Below are 16491 nucleotides of genomic sequence, written 5' to 3'. Positions count from 1 at the left end.
ACCCCTCGCCCTCCGCTCAGCCCTCCGTCCGTTCGAGCAGCGCCACGGGCGACTGTGCGAAAAGCTCCGCCACGCGCGCGTGGCCCTCGAAAACACGCTCAGGGGCGAGCAGGTCCGTCCACCGCCCGGCCGGCAGCGGCAGCTCCGTCCCGCGCCAGCCGCCCGCGTCCGCGAGGCGCAGCGACAGCCGCGTCGCCGCCGCCACGACCTGCCCGGAGCGCGCGAACGCCACGCAGTGCGGCGCGCCCGGCCCCTCGGCCGTCAGCGGCTCGTACGTCGCGGCCCCGCCGAAGAGTTCGGGGCGCCTCCTGCGCAGCCGCAGGACCGCCGCCGTCAGCGCCGTCTTCTCCTCGGAGAGGTCGCAGCGCTCCCCGCCCGCGTCGAGCCGCTCCAGGACATGCCGCTGGAAGCGCGCGGGGCGCCGGTTGTCGGGGTCGACCAGCGCGCGGTACTCGCCCTCCGTGCCCTGGTACAGGTCCGGCACGCCCGGAGCGGCCAGATGGAGCAGGGCCGCGCCCAGCACGTTGGCCCGTACATGGGCGTCAAGGTCGCGCGTGAACGACGCGACCGCGTACAGCGGCGGCCCGCACGGCCCCGCCTCCACGAACGCCTCCACCGCCTTCTCGTACGCCTCGTCGGGCTCGGTCCAACTCGTGTGGAGGCCCGCCTCGCGCACGTGCTTGACCAGCGCGTTCCGCAGCCGTGCGTCGTACGGGAAGCCGAACCCCACCGACGTCTGCCAGGCCGCCCAGGCGAGCTGCGGGTCCGGCGCGCTCGTGCCGCCGGCTCCTGCCGTCTGCTCGGTCAGCGTGGCCAGCAGGTCGGCCCACCGGTCGGGGCACTGCGTGAGGACCGAGATGCCCGCCCGGACATCCGCGCTCCGCTTGGTGTCGTGGGTCGAGAGGACCGTGCCCGAGTAGGGCCAGTCGCGCTGCACGCGCGCGAAGTACCCGTGGAACTCCGCCAGGGAGACCGCGGGCCGCTCCGGCGCGCCGCCCACCTCCGCCGCCGAGAGCAGCGGCGCGTGCCGGTAGAACGCGGTGTCCTCCAGGGCCTTGGCCCGCAGCGCGGAGGCGACCTGCGCGAACCGCGCGCGGAACCCCGCCACCGCCTCCTTCTGGCGCCCATCGCCCGCCGCACCGGCCCGGCCCAGCGCAAGGTCCCGTACGACCGTGACCGTCTCCGCCTCCTCCGGCACGGTGAAGACGGCCCGTGCCTCGTCCGCCGCCCGCTCGGTGAGCACCGTTTCGGGGGCGGCGCCCCCGGTGGCGTACGGCCGGTAGACGGGAACGCGCACGAGCAGCTCGCGCAGCGCCGTCCGGATCGCCCAGGGCGCGTGGTCCCGCAGCGCGGGGTCGGCCGCGCAGATCGCGGTGGCCTCGCGGGTGAGGCGGTCCACCTCGGCGGCCAGTTCGTGCGTGACGACCTTGTACGCGGCGCGGCGCGCCGTCGCCTCCCACTCGCCGCCCCGGTCGGGAGGCGGCGCGGCGAAGCGCCGGTACTGCCCGAGCAGCTCCCCCGCGCCCGCCGGATCGGTGAGGACGCCGTCCAGGTGGCGCAGCGCGTCGTAGCCGGTGGTGCCCGCGACCGGCCAGGCGGCGGGCAGCCGCTCGCCGTCGGCGAGGATCTTCTCGACGACCGTCCAGCGCCCGCCCGTCGCCTCGTGCAGCCGTTGCAGATACGTTCCTGGATCGGCGAGGCCGTCCGGGTGGTCGATCCGCAGGCCCTCGATGACGCCCTCGTGCAGCAGCTCCAGGATCTTGGCGTGGGTCGCCTCGAAGACGTCGGGATGTTCGACGCGCACCCCGATGAGGTCGGAGACCGTGAAGAAGCGCCGGTAGTTGAGTTCCGTACGGGCCAGCCGCCACCAGGCCAGGCGGTACCACTGGGCGTCGAGCAGCTCCGGCAGCGGCAGGTGGCCTGTGCCCTCACGGATGGGGAACGCGTGTTCGTGGTAGCGCAGGACGTCGCCCTCGGCCCGCAGCGCCCCCAGCTCGTGCCCGAGCCTGCCCCCGAGGACCGGCAGCAGGACGCGCCCGCTCCCGGCCTCCCAGTCGATGTCGAACCAGTGTGCGTACGCCGACTCGGGACCCTCGCGCAGCACTTGCCAGAGCGCGTGATTGTGCCGCGGCACGGCCGCCATGTGGTTCGGCACGATGTCCACGACCAGGCCGAGGCCGGCCTCCCGGGCCGTGCGCGCCAGGGCCCGCAGCCCCTCCTCGCCGCCCAGTTCCTCCCGCACGCGCGCGTGGTCCACCACGTCATAGCCGTGCGTCGAACCGGGCACCGCCTCCAGGACCGGTGACAGGTGCAGATGCGACACACCGAGGGCGGCGAGATACGGGACGGCCGCCTCGGCGGCGGCGAACGGGAAGTCCGGCTGCAACTGGAGCCGGTACGTCGCGGTCGGCAGAGGCGGCACCGCGGGGCCGGAACGGTCAGGGGTCATGCGAAGGTACGTACCCGCCCGGACGCCTTTCGTGTCATCCGCTCCCGCCGGTCACCCTCTTCGGCGCCGCCCGGCCCCGGAGCCGCCGCCACGTCGCTCGCCGAAGCCGTCGTCACGCGGGCCGCCGCAGCACCGTGAGGCTCCGGTCGGTCAGGGTCAGGCGGTCGCCGGCCCGCACCTTGGGGCCCGCGTCCGGCTCCGCCCCTTCTTCGAGCGCCGTGTCGACCACGATCTGCCACTGCCGCCCGTGGTTGACCGGAACCACGAACTCCAGGGGCTCCGGAGAGGCGTTGAACATCAGCAGAAACGAGTCGTCGGTGATCCGCTCGCCGCGCTGTCCCGGCTCCGATATGGCGTTGCCGTTCATGAACACGCTCAACGCGCGCGCGTGCGACGCGTCCCAGTCGCTCTGCTCCATCTCCTCGCCCTCCGGAGTGAACCAGGCGATGTCGGACAGCTCGTCACGGGTGCCCTGGACCGGGCGGCCGTGGAAGAACCGGCGCCGCCGGAAGACCGGATGGTCGCGCCGGAGCATCGCCATCGCGCGCGTGAAGGCCAGCAGGGAACTCTCCCCGTCCGGCCAGCGCACCCACGCCACTTCGTTGTCCTGGCAGTACGCGTTGTTGTTGCCGCCCTGGGTGCGGGCGAACTCATCCCCGTGGCTGAGCATCGGCACGCCCTGGGAGAGCATCAGCGTGGCGATGAAGTTGCGCATCTGCCGCTCGCGCAGGGCGAGGACGTCCGCGTCGTCGGTCTCGCCCTCTGCGCCGCAGTTCCAGGAGCGGTTGTGGCTCTCGCCGTCCCGGTTCTGCTCACCGTTGGCATGGTTGTGCTTCTCGTTGTACGAGACGAGGTCGTGCAGGGTGAATCCGTCGTGGCAGGTGGTGAAGTTGATGGAGGCCAGGGGCCGCCGGCCGTCGTCCTGGTAGAGGTCGGACGAGCCGGTGAGCCGGGACGCGAACTCCGCGAGGGTGCGCGGCTCGCCCCGCCACAGGTCGCGCACCGTGTCGCGGTACATGCCGTTCCACTCGGTCCACAGCGGCGGGAAGTTGCCCACCTGGTAGCCGCCCTCGCCGACGTCCCAGGGCTCGGCTATGAGCTTCACCTGGCTGACGACGGGGTCCTGCTGCACGAGGTCGAAGAACGAGGAGAGCCGGTCCACCTCGTGGAACTGCCGGGCGAGCGTCGCCGCGAGGTCGAAGCGGAAGCCGTCCACGTGCATGTCAGTGACCCAGTGCCGCAGCGAGTCCATGATCATCTGGAGTACGTGCGGCGACCGCATCAGGAGCGAGTTGCCGGTCCCCGTGGTGTCCATGTAGTAGCGGGGATCGTCGGTGAGACGGTAGTACGAGGCGTTGTCCAGGCCCTTGTAGGACAGCGTGGGGCCCAGGTGGTTGCCCTCGGCGGTGTGGTTGTAGACGACGTCGAGGATCACCTCGATGCCCGCCTCGTGCAGCGCCTTCACGGCCTGCTTGAACTCAAGGACCTGCTCGCCCCGGTCGCCCCAGGAGGCGTACGCGTTGTGCGGGGCGAAGAAGCCGATCGTGTTGTAGCCCCAGTAGTTGTTCAGGCCCATGTCGACCAGGCGGTGGTCGTTGACGAACTGGTGGACCGGCATCAGCTCCAGAGCGGTCACGCCGAGGCCGGTGAGGTGCTCGATGACCGCCGGGTGGCCGAGCGCCGCGTACGAGCCGCGCAGGTCGTCGGGGAGGTCCGGATGCAGCATCGTCAGGCCCTTCACATGGGCCTCGTAGATCACGGTCTGGTGGTACGGGGTGCGGGGCGGCCGGTCGTCGCCCCAGTCGAAGTACGGGTTGACCACCACCGACGTCATCATGTGGGGGGCCGAGTCCAGGTCGTTGCGCCTGCCGGGGTCGTCGAAGTGGTAGCCGTACACCTCCTCGCCCCAGTCGACGCGCCCGCTCACCGCGCGCGCGTAGGGATCGAGCAGCAGCTTCGCGGAGTTGCAGCGGTGCCCCTGCCCGGGGTCGTAGGGACCGTGTGCGCGGAAGCCGTAGCGCTGTCCGGGCATGACGCCGGGGAGGTAGGCATGCCGTACGAACGCGTCGGACTCGCGCAGTTCGACGGCTGTCTCCGAGCCGTCGTCGTGCAGCAGACACAGCTCCACGCGCTCCGCGGCTTCGGAGAAGACCGCGAAGTTCGTGCCGGCTCCGTCGTACACGGCGCCTAAGGGGTACGCCTGTCCAGGCCAGACCTGCATGCGGAGTCTCTTTCACTCACGCCCCCTCTGTTCGGGGCACATTGGCCAGAGTCTGCCCAAAAGTGGGGCAACCACTGCGTAGTCGAACCCGTCTAACCCGCTGACCACATACTCGGCATGCCCACAAAAGGGATGCCAGGGGAGTAGGGGGAGTAAGTGCGCGAAATAGTCAGACGCCACCTGGGGAAGGTGGTGGCGGGCGCGGCAGTAGCGGCGGCCGCCACCGCCGTGCTGGTGGGCGCCGTTCTGCCCGGAGCGGGGGCGGGCGAGTCGGGGGACCGCCAGGCCAACGCGGCAGCACAGGAACAGGACGCCATCGCCAAGAACGGCGTCGTCGAACCAGCGCCCGAGGAGGGCGCGAGGGGCGTCGGCAGCGATCCGCTGACCGACGACGAGATCAAGCGGGCCGAAAAGGTGTCGGTGTCCGCGCCGATGCGCTCCAGCGCCCGGGACGTCGAAGGGGACCGCGGCCCGCAGCTGCTGTCCACGAACCTCAGCGAGCCGGACCCGACCGACATCGGCGCGGCCGCGGAGCGCAGGGCCGAAGTCGTCTACTACGACTACAAGAAGGACGCGGTCATCACCAAGACGGTCAACCTGGAGACCGGCAAGGTGGACGACACGACGACCGCCCAGAACATCCAGCCGCCGCCCAGCCAGGAGGAGCTCGTCGAGGGCGCCCGGCTGCTGATCGCCGACCCGCTCGGCAAGGGCCTGAAGAAGGACTTCAAGCACGCCACCGGCAAGGCGCTCACGGGCCCCGGGCAGCTCGAACTGAGCGGCATGGTCTTCCGCAAGGAGACCGTCGAGCGGGTGCCCGCGGAGCTGACCGAGTGCGGCAAGCACCGCTGCCTCCAAGTCGTCACCAAGGTCAAGAGCGGCCCCTGGATCGACACCAGGTCCCTCGTCGTGGACCTGAGCGCCGGCACCGTGGGGCGCCTCGGCTGACCCGGCCGCGCGCGGCACGGCGACCCGTGTCCGCGCCCGACACCACACTCGTTTCTCCTCGTACGAGGGAGTTCACTCCGCAATGCACGTCAACAGACTTTCGCGCGCCCGCGGCCGGGCCACCATGGCCGTCGCGGTCTCCGCGCTCATCGGCGGCGCCCTGAGCGCCACCACCCCCGCCTCCGCCGCACCGCAGGCGCCGAGCGCGCCCGCCGCCGCGGCCGACTGCAGCGCCGCCTACAAGATCGAGCAGACGCTCGACGGCGGCACGACCTGGCGCATGTGCTGGCACTACAACACGCTCTCCGGGCTGATACTCGACAAGATCAGCTACCAGCCCAAGGGCGAGCCCAAGCCGATCCCCGTCCTGACCAGCGCCCGCCTCGCGCAGGTCCACGTCCCCTACGACGACGGTGAGGCCGAGTACGACGACGTCACCGGCACCGACTTCGGCCAGGCGCTTCAGAACCTCAAGACGAGCGAGTGCCCCGGCGGCACCATCAAGACCGTCAAGGTCCCGAACCGCGGCAACGTCAAGGGCCTGTGCACCACCACACGCGCGCGTGGGCACGCCTACCGCCTGAACGACGACCCGAGCACCGGCGGCACCGGCAAGGTCTACACGAGCCAGGGCAAGGACCTGCTCGTCTACACCGTGAACAAGGCCTCCTGGTACGAGTACATCACCGAGTGGCGCTTCTCCTCGGACGGCACGATCACCTCCAACGTCGGCGCGACCGGCAGCCTCTCGCCGTACGACTACGACGGCGGCGACAGCCGCGGCTGGCCCATCGGCAAGGGCGACCAGGCCAAGGCCGAGAGCCACGCCCACAACGTCTTCTGGCGGCTGAACTTCGGCCTGGACGGCTCCCCGAAGGCCAAGGTCGAGCAGTACGACTCCAAGGTCACCCCGCCCACCGGCCAGGGCAGCCCCAAGACGAAGACCACCCGCACCAAGGTCAGCAAGGAACTCGCGGGCGACCGCAAGGACATGCGCTGGTGGCGCGTCGTCAGCGGCGCGGGCAAGAACAAGGACGGCCACCGCAGGTCGTACGAGATCGTGCCCGGGGCCAGCAGCAAGCACGCGGGCCGGGAGTTCACCAAGCACGACGTGTACTTCACCCAGTACAAGAAGTGCGAGCAGTACGCGAGCAACAACCCGGGCTGCGCGGGCGGAGCGCCGACCAGCGTCGACAAGTGGGTGAACGGCCAGACGATGACGCACCCCGTGACCTGGGTGCACGTCGGCTTCCACCACATCGCCCGTGACGAGGACCAGCAGCCGATGCCGGTCCACTGGCAGGGCTTCTCGCTCGCCGCGCGTGACGTCACCGCTATGAGTCCGCTCACTCCGCAGGACCTCGCGGGGCAGAACGGTCAGCCTCCGATGGGCGGTTGAGAAACCACCCTGCCCATCGGGCTGCACCGCCCGCCGCTCCCGGAGTACCCTTCCTTGATCGTTGACCGGGGGAGTGTGCGGGGGAGCGGAAGGCGGGTGCGCGGGTGAGCTCGGGTGGGCGGGAGCTGCCCCCAGGTGACGAGGGTCACGAGGGGGGCTCCGCGGACGTACCCGCCGGAGCGGTGTCGCTGGCGCGGCCGATGGAGACGGCGTCCCAGATAGGTCCGGAGCTGGAGTGGGGCGCCGACGCCTGGCGCGAGGTCCGTACGCGCGCCCAGCGGGCGGGGCGGGCCTACATCTGGCTGAATCTGGTGGAACAGCGGCTGCGCGCGGTCGTGGCCGCTGTTCTGCGCCCGATCTACGAACCGGTGCACGGGGACGACTGGGTGGTCGCCGCCGCAGGGCCCGCCGGCCAGGAGTGGGTGCAGCGGGCGGTCGCCGTGCGCGAGGTGAGCCGCCGCAAGGGGTACCTGCTGGACCTCGCCGACGACAACGTCCTCAGCTTCCTCACGCTGCCCCAGCTCCGCGAGCTGATGGTGCAGCACTGGCCGTGCTTCGAGCCGTACCTCGACGAGCGGCGCGACGTCGAGCTGGCCCTGGACGAGCTGGAGGTCACCCGCAACGTCGTCTCGCGCAACCGCGCGCTCTCGGAGGCGGTCCTCGGCCAGGCCGAGCGCGCCTCGGCCAGGCTGCTCGACATCCTCGGCGCGGGCACCGACACGCCGTCCGCGCGGCGCCTGCCCGTCGACGCCGTCGAGGATCTGGTCGGCGACCGGTACGCGGACGTGGTCGCAGTCCACCCCGACCGGGTGCGGCTGCTGCGGCAGTTCCCCGCGGAGGACATCTTCGGCGGCGCCCGCCGCCTCGACGCGATCGGGATCGGCCTCAACCTCCTCGCCCAGAACTTCTCCGGCCGCCGTCTCGTCGGGCTCGCGGAGTCCGGCTGCCGGGCGCGGCTGCTCTTCCTCAACCCGGCGAGCAGCGCGGTCAAGCGCCGCGAGCGCGAACTGGGCATCAAAAAGGGCGAGTTGAGCCGTACGGTCGAGATGAACATCCTGCACATGCGCCGGGTCAGGGCGCGCCTGCGGGACCCGGGTGCCTTCGAGATCCAGGTCTTCGACGAGACGCCGCGCTTCACCGCGTACCTGGTCGACGGGGACGGATCGGACGGGATCGCCGTCGTCCAGTCGTATCTGCGCAGGACGCGGGGGATGGAGGCGCCGGTGCTCGTGCTGCGCGGCGGCGGCCGGGTGGTGAAGTCGGACGATCCGGGTGAAGGCGGGCTTTTCGCCACGTACCGCGAGGAGTTCGAACTGGCGTGGGCGGACTCGCGACCGGTGTCGTGAACGCGGCCGCGGCGTTCGTGGTGGCGGGCTGAGCGGAACGCGGCCCTCGCGTTGTCAGTGGTGCGTGCGATCGTGGTGGTCACTGGGGGAAAGCACCACGAAGAAGGGGGCGGCCATGGGCTGGCACCAAGAGCTGATGGTCGGGTTCGACCTGGAGACCACGGGGACAAACCCGGCCGAGTCACGCATCGTCACCGCGGCGGTGGTGGAGCTCAAAGCCGGAGAGACGCTGGGGCACCGCACCTGGCTCGCGGACCCGGGCGTTCCGATACCGGCCGACGCGGTCGCCGTGCACGGCGTCACCAACGAGCGCGCGGTGGCCGAGGGCAGACCCGCCGACGAGGTGGCGGGGACAGTGGCCGACGTCCTCACGTCGTACTGGCTGTCGGGCGTCCCGGTCGTCGCGTACAACGCGGTCTTCGACCTGAGCCTGCTCTCCGCCGAACTGCGGAGGCATGGCCTGCCGTCCCTGAGCGAGCGCCTCGACGGCGCCGAGCCGGGCCCGGTCATCGACCCGTACACGATCGACCGCCGCGCGGACCGCTACCGCAGGGGCAAGCGGAATCTGGAAGCGGTCTGCACGGAGTACGGCGTGGTCCTGGAGTCCGCCCACGACGCCCTGGCCGACGCCCTCGCCGCGGTCCGCCTCGCCCGCGCGATAGCCGGCCGCCACCCCAAGGTCGCCGCTCTCGGCCCGGCGGAGCTGCACCGCCGCCAGACCGAGTGGTATGCGCAGTGGGCGGCGGACTTCCAGACCTTCCTGCGCGGCAAGGGCAACGCGGACGCGGTGGTGGACGGCGTGTGGCCCCTGCGGGAGGGCTAGGGCTAGGGCTCCGGCCGCCGGGCTCAGAAGGGGTACCAGCGGACCTCGGGATCGCCGTCCCGCAGGGACGCCACCCGCCGGCGGAACTCGTCGAGCGCCTTGGGGTTGGCGGGCGCGTGCTGGGCGACCCAGGCGCAGCTCGCGGTCTCCCTGGCCCCGCGCAGCACGGCACACCCGTCCCACTCGCGCACGTCCCAGCCGTACGTCGACACGAAGCCGTCGTACGCCTCGGGCGCGAGGCCGTAGCGGTCGCGGGAGAGCGCCATGACGACCAGGTCGTGCTCGCGCAGATCCGAGGAGAAGGTCTCCAGGTCCACGAGTACGGGGCCTTCGGGGCCGACCAGGACGTTGCGCGGCAGCGCGTCGCCGTGGATCGGGCCCGGGGCGAGGTGCGGGGTCAGCGCGGCCGAGGCGGCGGCGAAGCCGTCCCTGCGCTGCCGGAGGTAGTCCGCGTCGGCCGGGTCGACGGCGTCGCCCGCGAGCCGCAGCCAGCGCTCGACACCACCGAGCAGTTCACGGCGGGGCAGTTCCAGGGAAGGAGGTTCAAGGGCGTGTACGAGACGGATGAGCGCGGCGAGGTCGCGCGGCTCGGCAGGGCGCACGGCCTCCGGGAGCCGGTGCCAGACCGTGACCGGATGGCCGTCCACCAGGCGGGCCTCGCCTTCGGCGGCGCGCACGGCGGGGACGCCGGCCTGTTCCAGCCACCGGGCGACGGCGAGTTCCCGCTCGGCCCGGTCGAGCAGTTCGGGGGCGGCGCGCCCGACCTTGACAACGAGATCGCCGGCGGCGAACACCGCGTTCTCACCGAGGGCGAGCAGCTCGGCCCCGCCCGTCGCCACCGCCGGAGCCGCCGCGCGCAGTACACGCCGCGCCTGTGCCTCGTCCATCCCGTGCCTCCCGCACCCATCACCCGGATCGCCGACAGTCTCGCATTCGCACTGGCCAAGGCGTGTGCGCGGGCTGCGCAGCTGCTTGACGTATCAAGATCACATCAGCACGATGACGGGGGCCGCCAGGGCGGCCGGACCCACACCAGCCGCCCAAAGGAGCCGATCCCGTGACATTGGCGACCGCGACGAAGCGGTCAGCGAGAGGCGCGCCAGGCCCCCGGCCCGCGGACCACGGCGCCTGGTTCCTCGTGCTGCCCGCGCTGATCCCGATCCTCGTCCTCAGCGTCGGCCCGCTCCTCTACGGCATCGCGCTGGCCTTCACCGACTCCCAGTCGGGCCGCACCGAACCCACCCAGTGGATCGGCGGGCTCAACTTCCAGGACCTGCTGCACGACACGCTGTTCTGGGACTCGTTCCGGATCGGCCTGCTGTGGGCGTTCGGCGTCACCGTGCCGCAGTTCTTCCTCGCGCTCGGCCTCGCCCTGCTGCTCAACCAGCCGCTGCGGATGCGCTGGCTGGCGCGGGCGCTCGCGATCATCCCGTGGGCGATGCCGGAGGTCGTCGTCGGCATCATGTGGCGGCTCGTCTACCACCCGGACGCCGGCGTGCTCAACGAAACGCTCTCCGGCCTCGGCCTCGGGGACGGCAAGGACTGGCTGACCGGCACGGCCACCGCGCTCTTCGCCGTGATCGTCGTCGGCATCTGGGCGGGCATGCCGCAGACCACCGTCGCCCTGCTCGCCGGACTTCAGAACACCCCGCGCGAGCTGCACGAGGCCGCCGCGATGGACGGCGCGGGGGCATGGCGCCGGTTCCGCACCGTCACCTGGCCCGCGATCAAGCCGGTCGCCCTCGCCATCACCGCGCTCAACTTCATCTGGAACTTCAACTCCTTCGCCCTGGTCTACGTCCTGACCCAGGGCGGCCCCGGCGGCCGCACCCGCCTGCCCATGCTGTTCGCCTACGAGGAGGCGTTCCGCTACGGCCAGTTCGGCTACGCCGCCGCCATGGGCTGCGTCATGGTCGCCGTGATCTCGGTGATCCTCGCCTTCTACCTCGTGGGCCGCCTGAAGGGAGGCGACGAGGCATGACGCGTACGAAGAAGACCACCCGCGCCGCGCAGTACGTGGCGCTCGCCGCCTACCTCGTCTTCCTGGCCTTCCCGTTCCTCTGGCTGATCTCCACGGCCTTCAAGCCCGCGCGGGAGCTGGGCAGCCTCCACCCCACGTGGATCCCGCAGGACCCGACCCTGGAGAACTTCCGGCAGGCCTTCGACGAGCAGCCGCTGCTGCGGGCCGCGGGCAACTCCCTGGTCGCGGCGGGCAGCGCGGCCCTGATCGCGGTCGTCATCGCGACCCCGATGGCGTACGTCATGGCGCGGCACCGCAACCGCCTCGCGAAGGCGGCCACGGGCTGGGTGGTGATCAGCCAGGCGTTCCCGTTCGTCCTGATCATCATCCCGCTCTTCCTGATCCTGAAGAACCTGCACCTGATCAACTCACTGCTCGGCCTGATCATGGTCTATGTGGTGTGGTCGCTGCCCTTCGCGCTGTGGATGCTCGTGGGGTACGTCCGTGCCGTGCCCGCCGAGCTGGAGGAGGCGGCGGCGGTGGACGGCGCGAGCAGGGTGCGGACCTTCGTCTCGGTGGTCGCGCCGCTCCTCGCGCCCGGCATCGTGGCCACCGCGATGTTCGCCTTCATCACCGCGTGGAACGAGTTCTTCTTCGCGCTCGTCCTGCTCAAGACCCCGGAGAAGCAGACGTTGCCGGTCATCCTCAACCGTTTCATCGGCGCGGAGGGTGTCGCGGACCTCGGTCCGCTCGCCGCGGCGGCCTTCCTCGCGACCATCCCCTCGCTCGTCATCTTCGCGATCATCCAGAAGCGGATCACGGGCGGCATGCTGGCGGGGGCGGTGAAGGCCTGATGAGCACCTCGCGATTCCGCTTCCGCCGCGGCCGGCTCCTCGGCGCCGCCACCGCGCTCACCCTGCTGCTCGCCGGCTGCGGCGGCGGCTCGGGCGACGACGACGGCGGCCGGATCACCCTCCAGTTCCAGTCCCTGGCCTGGCAGAAGGAGTCCGTCGACGCCAACAAGGCACTGGTCGAGGAGTGGAACGCCACGCACCCAGACGTCAAGGTCGAGTACGTGCAGGGCAGCTGGGACAGCGTCCACGACCAGCTCCTCACGTCCTTCGAGGGCGGCGAGGCGCCGGACATCATCCACGACGCCTCGGACGACCTCGCCGACTTCGCGTACGGCGGCTATCTCGCGGACCTCGGCGACCTCCTGCCCGAGCGCCTCAAGTCGGACATCCCGCAGCGGAGCTGGGAGACGACGACGTTCGGCGGCAAGGTCTACGGAGTCCCGTTCCTCCAGGAGCCGCGCGTCCTGATCGCCGACGCGAAGTGGCTGAAGAGGTCGGGCGTACGGATTCCGACCCCCGAGAAGCCCTGGAGCTGGCAGGAGTTCAGACGCGTCACCGCACGGCTCGGCGACGGCGAGGACGGGAAGTACGGCGTCGCCTGGCCGCTGAAGGAGCCGGTCTCCGCGACGCTCAACCTCTCGCTGTCCGCGGGCGGCCAGATGTTCCACCGGGGCGAGGACGGCAAGGTCGACATCCGCTTCGACAAGGCCGACGAAACCATGCCGCGCACGGTCCACGACCAGGTGAACAAGGACAGGAGCGCCTCGGACGTCACTCTCGGCATGGGCGGCTCCGACACGCTCCCCGGCTTCTTCGGCGGCAAGTACGCGATGGTCCCGCTCGGCTTCTCCTACCGCCAGCAGATCGTCCAGCAGGCCCCCAAGGGCTTCGACTGGCAGGTGCTGCCCGCGCCCGCGGGTCCCGAGGGGCTCGCGCAGGGCGTCAGCCCGCAGACGCTGTCCGTGGCCGAGGACAGCCCGCACAAGAAGGAGGCGGCCGAGTTCATCGACTTCTTCCTCCAGCCGCAGAACATGGTGAAGCTGGCGCGCGGCGACTGGATGCTGCCGACCGGTGAGGAGGCACTGCGAGACCCCGCGCTGCACACGGAGAAGCACGACTGGGCCACGGGCACGGCCCTCGCCAAGCATTTGCGCCCGGCCCCCGCCCAGTCGGTGCGCGGCTACCCGGAGTGGAAGGACAAGGTCGCCACCCCGGCGCTCCAGGAGTACTACAGCGGCGCGATCGACATGGCGGAGCTACGCAAACGCCTGGTGGAGGACGGCAACAGGGTGCTGGCGAGATACCAGCGGTAGCCCCGCCTCACACGGCCACCGACTCCTCCATCTCCTCCTCGGGGGCCTCGGCCGCACCGGGCGTCGCTGCACCGGGCGTCGCCGCCGTGGGACGGCGCCGCTCCCACAGGGCCGCGACGGCGACGATCAGCAGGCCGAGGACCAGCCAGGCGGTCAGCGTCCACACGTGGGTGGCGAGGTCGTGGCCGCCGAAGTAGAGGTGGCCGCGGACGCCCTCGACGAAGCCGGCGCCGTTCCAGAAGGAGTGCAGCGAGCCGAAGAAGCCGTTCTGCAGTTCGGGGCGGAAGAGGCCGCCGGACGTCGTGAAGTTCAGCATCACGAAGAGCACCATCATCGTCAGCGTGGTCCAGCGCTTCAGGAACGTGTGCAGGCCGACGCCGATGAAGAGGACCCCGGCCGAGTAGAGCCAGGCAAGCGCCCACACGCCCCAGAGGCCCTGGTGCGCCAGGTGGAAGATCGGCCCCGCGAGCGCCGCGCCGATCAGGCTGACGGCGAAGGAGACCCCCACGACGAGGCCCGCGCGGGCCCGCATCCGCAGCCCCGCGCCCGCGGCGCCGAGTACGGCCACGGAGGCGTAGGAGCCGATGCTGACGGCGACGAGCAGGAAGAACAGGCCCTGCCCCGTGGGATCGTCGACGACCGGCTTCGCCACGTCGGTGACCTTCAGCGGTACGCCTTGCTCCGCCGCGATCGGCGTGAAGATCTTCTGCACCGCCATGGCGCTCATGTCGGAGCCCGCCGAGGCCACGACCAGCTCGGGCGCCTTCGCGTCGGGGACGTAGGCCCCCGCGATGTCCAGCGACTTCAGCGCGTCCACGGCCTGCCCGCGGTCGGGGAGCGAGCGCACGTCGAGCGCGTCGCCCGCCGATGCGCGGACGCCCTGCGCGAAGGAGTCGGCCGCCGGGCCCGATCCGACGACGGCGACCGGCAGATGGTTCGGCTCGGGGGTGACGAAGGCGCCCATGTAGGCGAGGCCCATGCCGAGGCACATGAGCAGGGGCGTCACCAGGTGGAGGAGGACGTGGCGCAGGGTGTCGCGCACTCCGGGGGCGGGTTCCGCTGTGGCGGACATGGGCGTTCTCCGGTTGTTCGTCTTGATCGGGTTGCTCGTCTGGATCGGGGTGTGGCGAGACGGATAGGTAGTTGGTATATACAACTCATCGTCATGTTGTACTCTACAACCATCCACGGAAAGGGTGAAATCGTGACCGAGCGAGACAGTTCCCCGGGTGGTGCCCCGGCCGGCGGCCCGGCTGATTCCCCGGCCGGGGAGCCGGGCGAGGCGGCCCCCGAGTCGCGGGACGTCGCCATCGAGACCATCCAGCGCGAGATGACCGCCTTCGCGCGCCGCGCCCGCGCCACCGCCGCGCGGATGCACCCCGAGCTCTCGCTCGTCTCGTTCACCCTCCTCGGGCACCTCGAATTCCAGGGCGGCTGCCGGGCCACGGATCTGGCCGCGCACTACACGCTCGACAAGTCGACGATCAGCAGGCAGGTCGGCGCGCTGGAGAAGGCCGGGCTCGTCGAGCGGCGGCGCGACCCCGCCGATCACCGGGTGCACGTGCTGCACCTCACCGAGCGGGGCGACGAGGTCCTCGCGCAGGTCGGCAACGCCCGCCGGATCGCCTTCCGGGAGCGGCTCGCCGAGTGGAGCGGGCCGGACCTGTCCCAGTTCGCGGAGTACTTGCTGCGCTACAACGAGACCGCCGCCGAGGAGCCTGGCATCGAGTAGCCGCCGCTGGCGCGGGAAAGGTATTGCACGAGACGTCTCGTCTTGTTTAGGCTGCCGGGTATGACCACACCCCGGCCCGCCCATATCGCCATGTTCTCGATCGCCGCCCACGGCCACGTCAATCCGAGCCTCGAAGTCATCCGTGAGCTCGTCGCCCGCGGGCACCGCGTCACGTACGCCATTCCGCACGCCTTCGCGGAGAAGGTCGCCGAGACCGGCGCCGAGCCCCGGCTCTACACCACGACGCTGCCCTCGCCGGACGATGACCCGGAGGCCTGGGGCACCGAGCTGATCGACCACGTCGAGCCGTTCCTCGCCGACGCGGTCCAGGTCCTGCCGGAGCTGGCCCGCGCGTACGAGGGGGACGAGCCCGACCTCGTACTGCACGACATCACCTCGTTCCCCGCGCGCGTCCTCGCCCGCCGCTGGGGCGTCCCCGAGATCTCGCTCTCGCCGAACCTCGTGGCCTGGGAGGGGTACGAGGAAGAGGTCGCCGAGCCGATGTACGCGGAGTTGAAGGCGACCGAGCGGGGGCAGGCCCACTACGCGCGCTTCACCGCCTGGCTCGCCGAGAACGGGATCGACCAGCACCCCGACTCCTTCGTCGGCCGGCCGCCGCGGTCACTCGTGCTGATCCCCCGGGCCCTTCAGCCGCACGCCGACCGGGTCGACGAGAGCGTGCACACGTTCGTCGGCGCCTGTCAGGGCGACCGGGCCGCGCAGGGCGACTGGGAGCGGCCCGCCGGCGCGGAGAAGGTGCTGCTCGTCTCGCTCGGGTCCGCCTTCACCAAGCAGCCCGCGTTCTACCGTGAATGCGTCAAGGCCTTCGGGGACCTGCCGGGCTGGCACGTGGTGCTCCAGGTGGGCAAGCACGTCGACGTGGGCGAACTGGGGGATGTGCCGGGGAACGTGGAGGTGCGGTCCTGGGTGCCGCAGCTCGCGGTGCTGAAGAAGGCCGACGCCTTCATCACGCACGCCGGTGCGGGCGGCAGCCAGGAAGGGCTCGCCACGGCCACGCCGATGGTCGCCGTACCGCTGGCCACGGATCAGTTCGGCAACGCCGACATGCTCCAGGGGCTCGGCGTCGCCCGGCATCTGCCGATGGCGGAGGCGGACGCGCGGGCGCTGCGCGAGGCGGTCCTTGCGCTGGTCGACGACCCCGAAGTGGCGCGCAGGCTGGCGGAGGTCCAGGCCTCCATGGCGGGCGAGGGCGGCACGAAGCGGGCGGCCGACCTCATCGAGGCGGAGCTGTCGAAGGCGCGAGCCTGACCTGGCCCGGCCCGGGCTGGCCTGGCCTGGCCTGGGCCGGGCTGACCGAAGCGCGGCGTGAGCGAGTGTGCGGGCGTCCCGCCGTTCGCCATCGAAACGACCGGAGCCCAGTGGTTCCACTTTCAATGTAACGCTCCGTCACGCTTTTCGGTAACGCTCAGGTAACGCGGCCTTGTT

12 protein-coding genes and 1 pseudogene are annotated in these 16491 nt (G+C 71.3%); 9 read left to right on the top strand and 4 right to left on the bottom strand.

Annotated elements, in window-relative coordinates; genetic code table 11:
- Positions 1-16: 16 nt before the first annotated feature.
- Together treY and glgX are read right to left on the bottom strand one after the other, a co-directional pair.
- A complete protein-coding gene (treY, locus tag ACZ6JY_RS07575; RefSeq protein ID WP_469193240.1) occupies positions 17-2449 on the bottom strand; it encodes a malto-oligosyltrehalose synthase in 2433 nt (810 codons plus the stop codon).
- 112 nt (positions 2450-2561) lie between these two features.
- Positions 2562-4670, bottom strand: coding sequence for a glycogen debranching protein GlgX (gene glgX, locus ACZ6JY_RS07570; protein ID WP_469193238.1), 2109 nt, complete (start codon positions 4668-4670; stop codon positions 2562-2564).
- 156 nt (positions 4671-4826) lie between these two features.
- Here glgX and ACZ6JY_RS07565 point away from each other — a divergent pair, with 156 nt between their 5' ends.
- From ACZ6JY_RS07565 to ACZ6JY_RS07550, 4 genes are all read left to right on the top strand, one after another.
- The gene (locus ACZ6JY_RS07565; protein WP_469193236.1) at positions 4827-5618 is read left to right on the top strand and encodes a Tat pathway signal sequence domain protein; all 792 of its coding nucleotides are present in this window, start codon (positions 4827-4829) and stop codon (positions 5616-5618) included.
- An 82-nt stretch (positions 5619-5700) separates the two neighbouring features.
- Positions 5701-7017: a copper amine oxidase gene (locus ACZ6JY_RS07560; protein WP_469193234.1), complete on the top strand. Its 1317-nt coding sequence runs from the start codon at positions 5701-5703 to the stop codon at positions 7015-7017.
- A gap of 104 nt (positions 7018-7121) precedes the next feature.
- The gene (locus ACZ6JY_RS07555; protein WP_469193232.1) at positions 7122-8363 is read left to right on the top strand and encodes an SAV2148 family HEPN domain-containing protein; all 1242 of its coding nucleotides are present in this window, start codon (positions 7122-7124) and stop codon (positions 8361-8363) included.
- A gap of 115 nt (positions 8364-8478) precedes the next feature.
- Positions 8479-9186 (top strand): exonuclease domain-containing protein, encoded by a 708-nt coding sequence (locus ACZ6JY_RS07550; protein ID WP_469193230.1) that lies wholly within the window; start codon positions 8479-8481, stop codon positions 9184-9186.
- 23 nt (positions 9187-9209) lie between these two features.
- Here ACZ6JY_RS07550 and ACZ6JY_RS07545 read toward each other — a convergent pair whose 3' ends face one another.
- Positions 9210-10073, bottom strand: a complete 864-nt coding sequence (locus tag ACZ6JY_RS07545; protein ID WP_469193228.1) for a phosphotransferase enzyme family protein — start codon at positions 10071-10073, stop codon at positions 9210-9212.
- A gap of 170 nt (positions 10074-10243) precedes the next feature.
- Between ACZ6JY_RS07545 and ACZ6JY_RS07540 the strand changes: the two genes are divergently transcribed.
- The 3 genes from ACZ6JY_RS07540 to ACZ6JY_RS07530 are packed head-to-tail and all read left to right on the top strand — an operon-like array spanning position 10244 to position 13313.
- Positions 10244-11167 carry a carbohydrate ABC transporter permease gene (locus tag ACZ6JY_RS07540; RefSeq protein WP_469193226.1) on the top strand — a complete coding sequence of 308 codons (924 nt, stop codon included), beginning with the start codon at positions 10244-10246 and terminating at the stop codon, positions 11165-11167.
- Positions 11164-12000 (top strand): carbohydrate ABC transporter permease, encoded by an 837-nt coding sequence (locus tag ACZ6JY_RS07535; RefSeq protein ID WP_469193224.1) that lies wholly within the window; start codon positions 11164-11166, stop codon positions 11998-12000. Before ACZ6JY_RS07540 ends, ACZ6JY_RS07535 begins: the two co-directional genes overlap by 4 nt.
- Positions 12000-13313: an ABC transporter substrate-binding protein gene (locus ACZ6JY_RS07530; RefSeq protein WP_469193222.1), complete on the top strand. Its 1314-nt coding sequence runs from the start codon at positions 12000-12002 to the stop codon at positions 13311-13313. The genes ACZ6JY_RS07535 and ACZ6JY_RS07530 overlap by 1 nt, the downstream gene beginning before the upstream one ends.
- A 7-nt stretch (positions 13314-13320) precedes the next feature.
- Here the strand turns inward: ACZ6JY_RS07530 and ACZ6JY_RS07525 are convergent, their stop codons facing one another.
- Entirely contained in the window at positions 13321-14385 is a 1065-nt protein-coding gene (locus ACZ6JY_RS07525) for an ABC-2 transporter permease (RefSeq protein ID WP_469193220.1), read from the bottom strand.
- A gap of 258 nt (positions 14386-14643) precedes the next feature.
- Between ACZ6JY_RS07525 and ACZ6JY_RS07520 the strand changes: the two genes are divergently transcribed.
- Positions 14644-15045 (top strand): MarR family winged helix-turn-helix transcriptional regulator, encoded by a 402-nt coding sequence (locus ACZ6JY_RS07520; protein ID WP_469193906.1) that lies wholly within the window; start codon positions 14644-14646, stop codon positions 15043-15045.
- A 23-nt stretch (positions 15046-15068) separates the two neighbouring features.
- A pseudogene (gene mgt, locus ACZ6JY_RS07515) lies at positions 15069-16314 on the top strand (macrolide-inactivating glycosyltransferase).
- The last annotated feature ends 177 nt before the right edge of the window (positions 16315-16491 follow it).

This window comes from Streptomyces sp. NPDC046335, assembly GCF_055587985.1.
The sequence above is the reverse complement of the archived record's forward strand: the minus strand, read 5'-3'. Positions and strand labels throughout refer to the sequence as shown.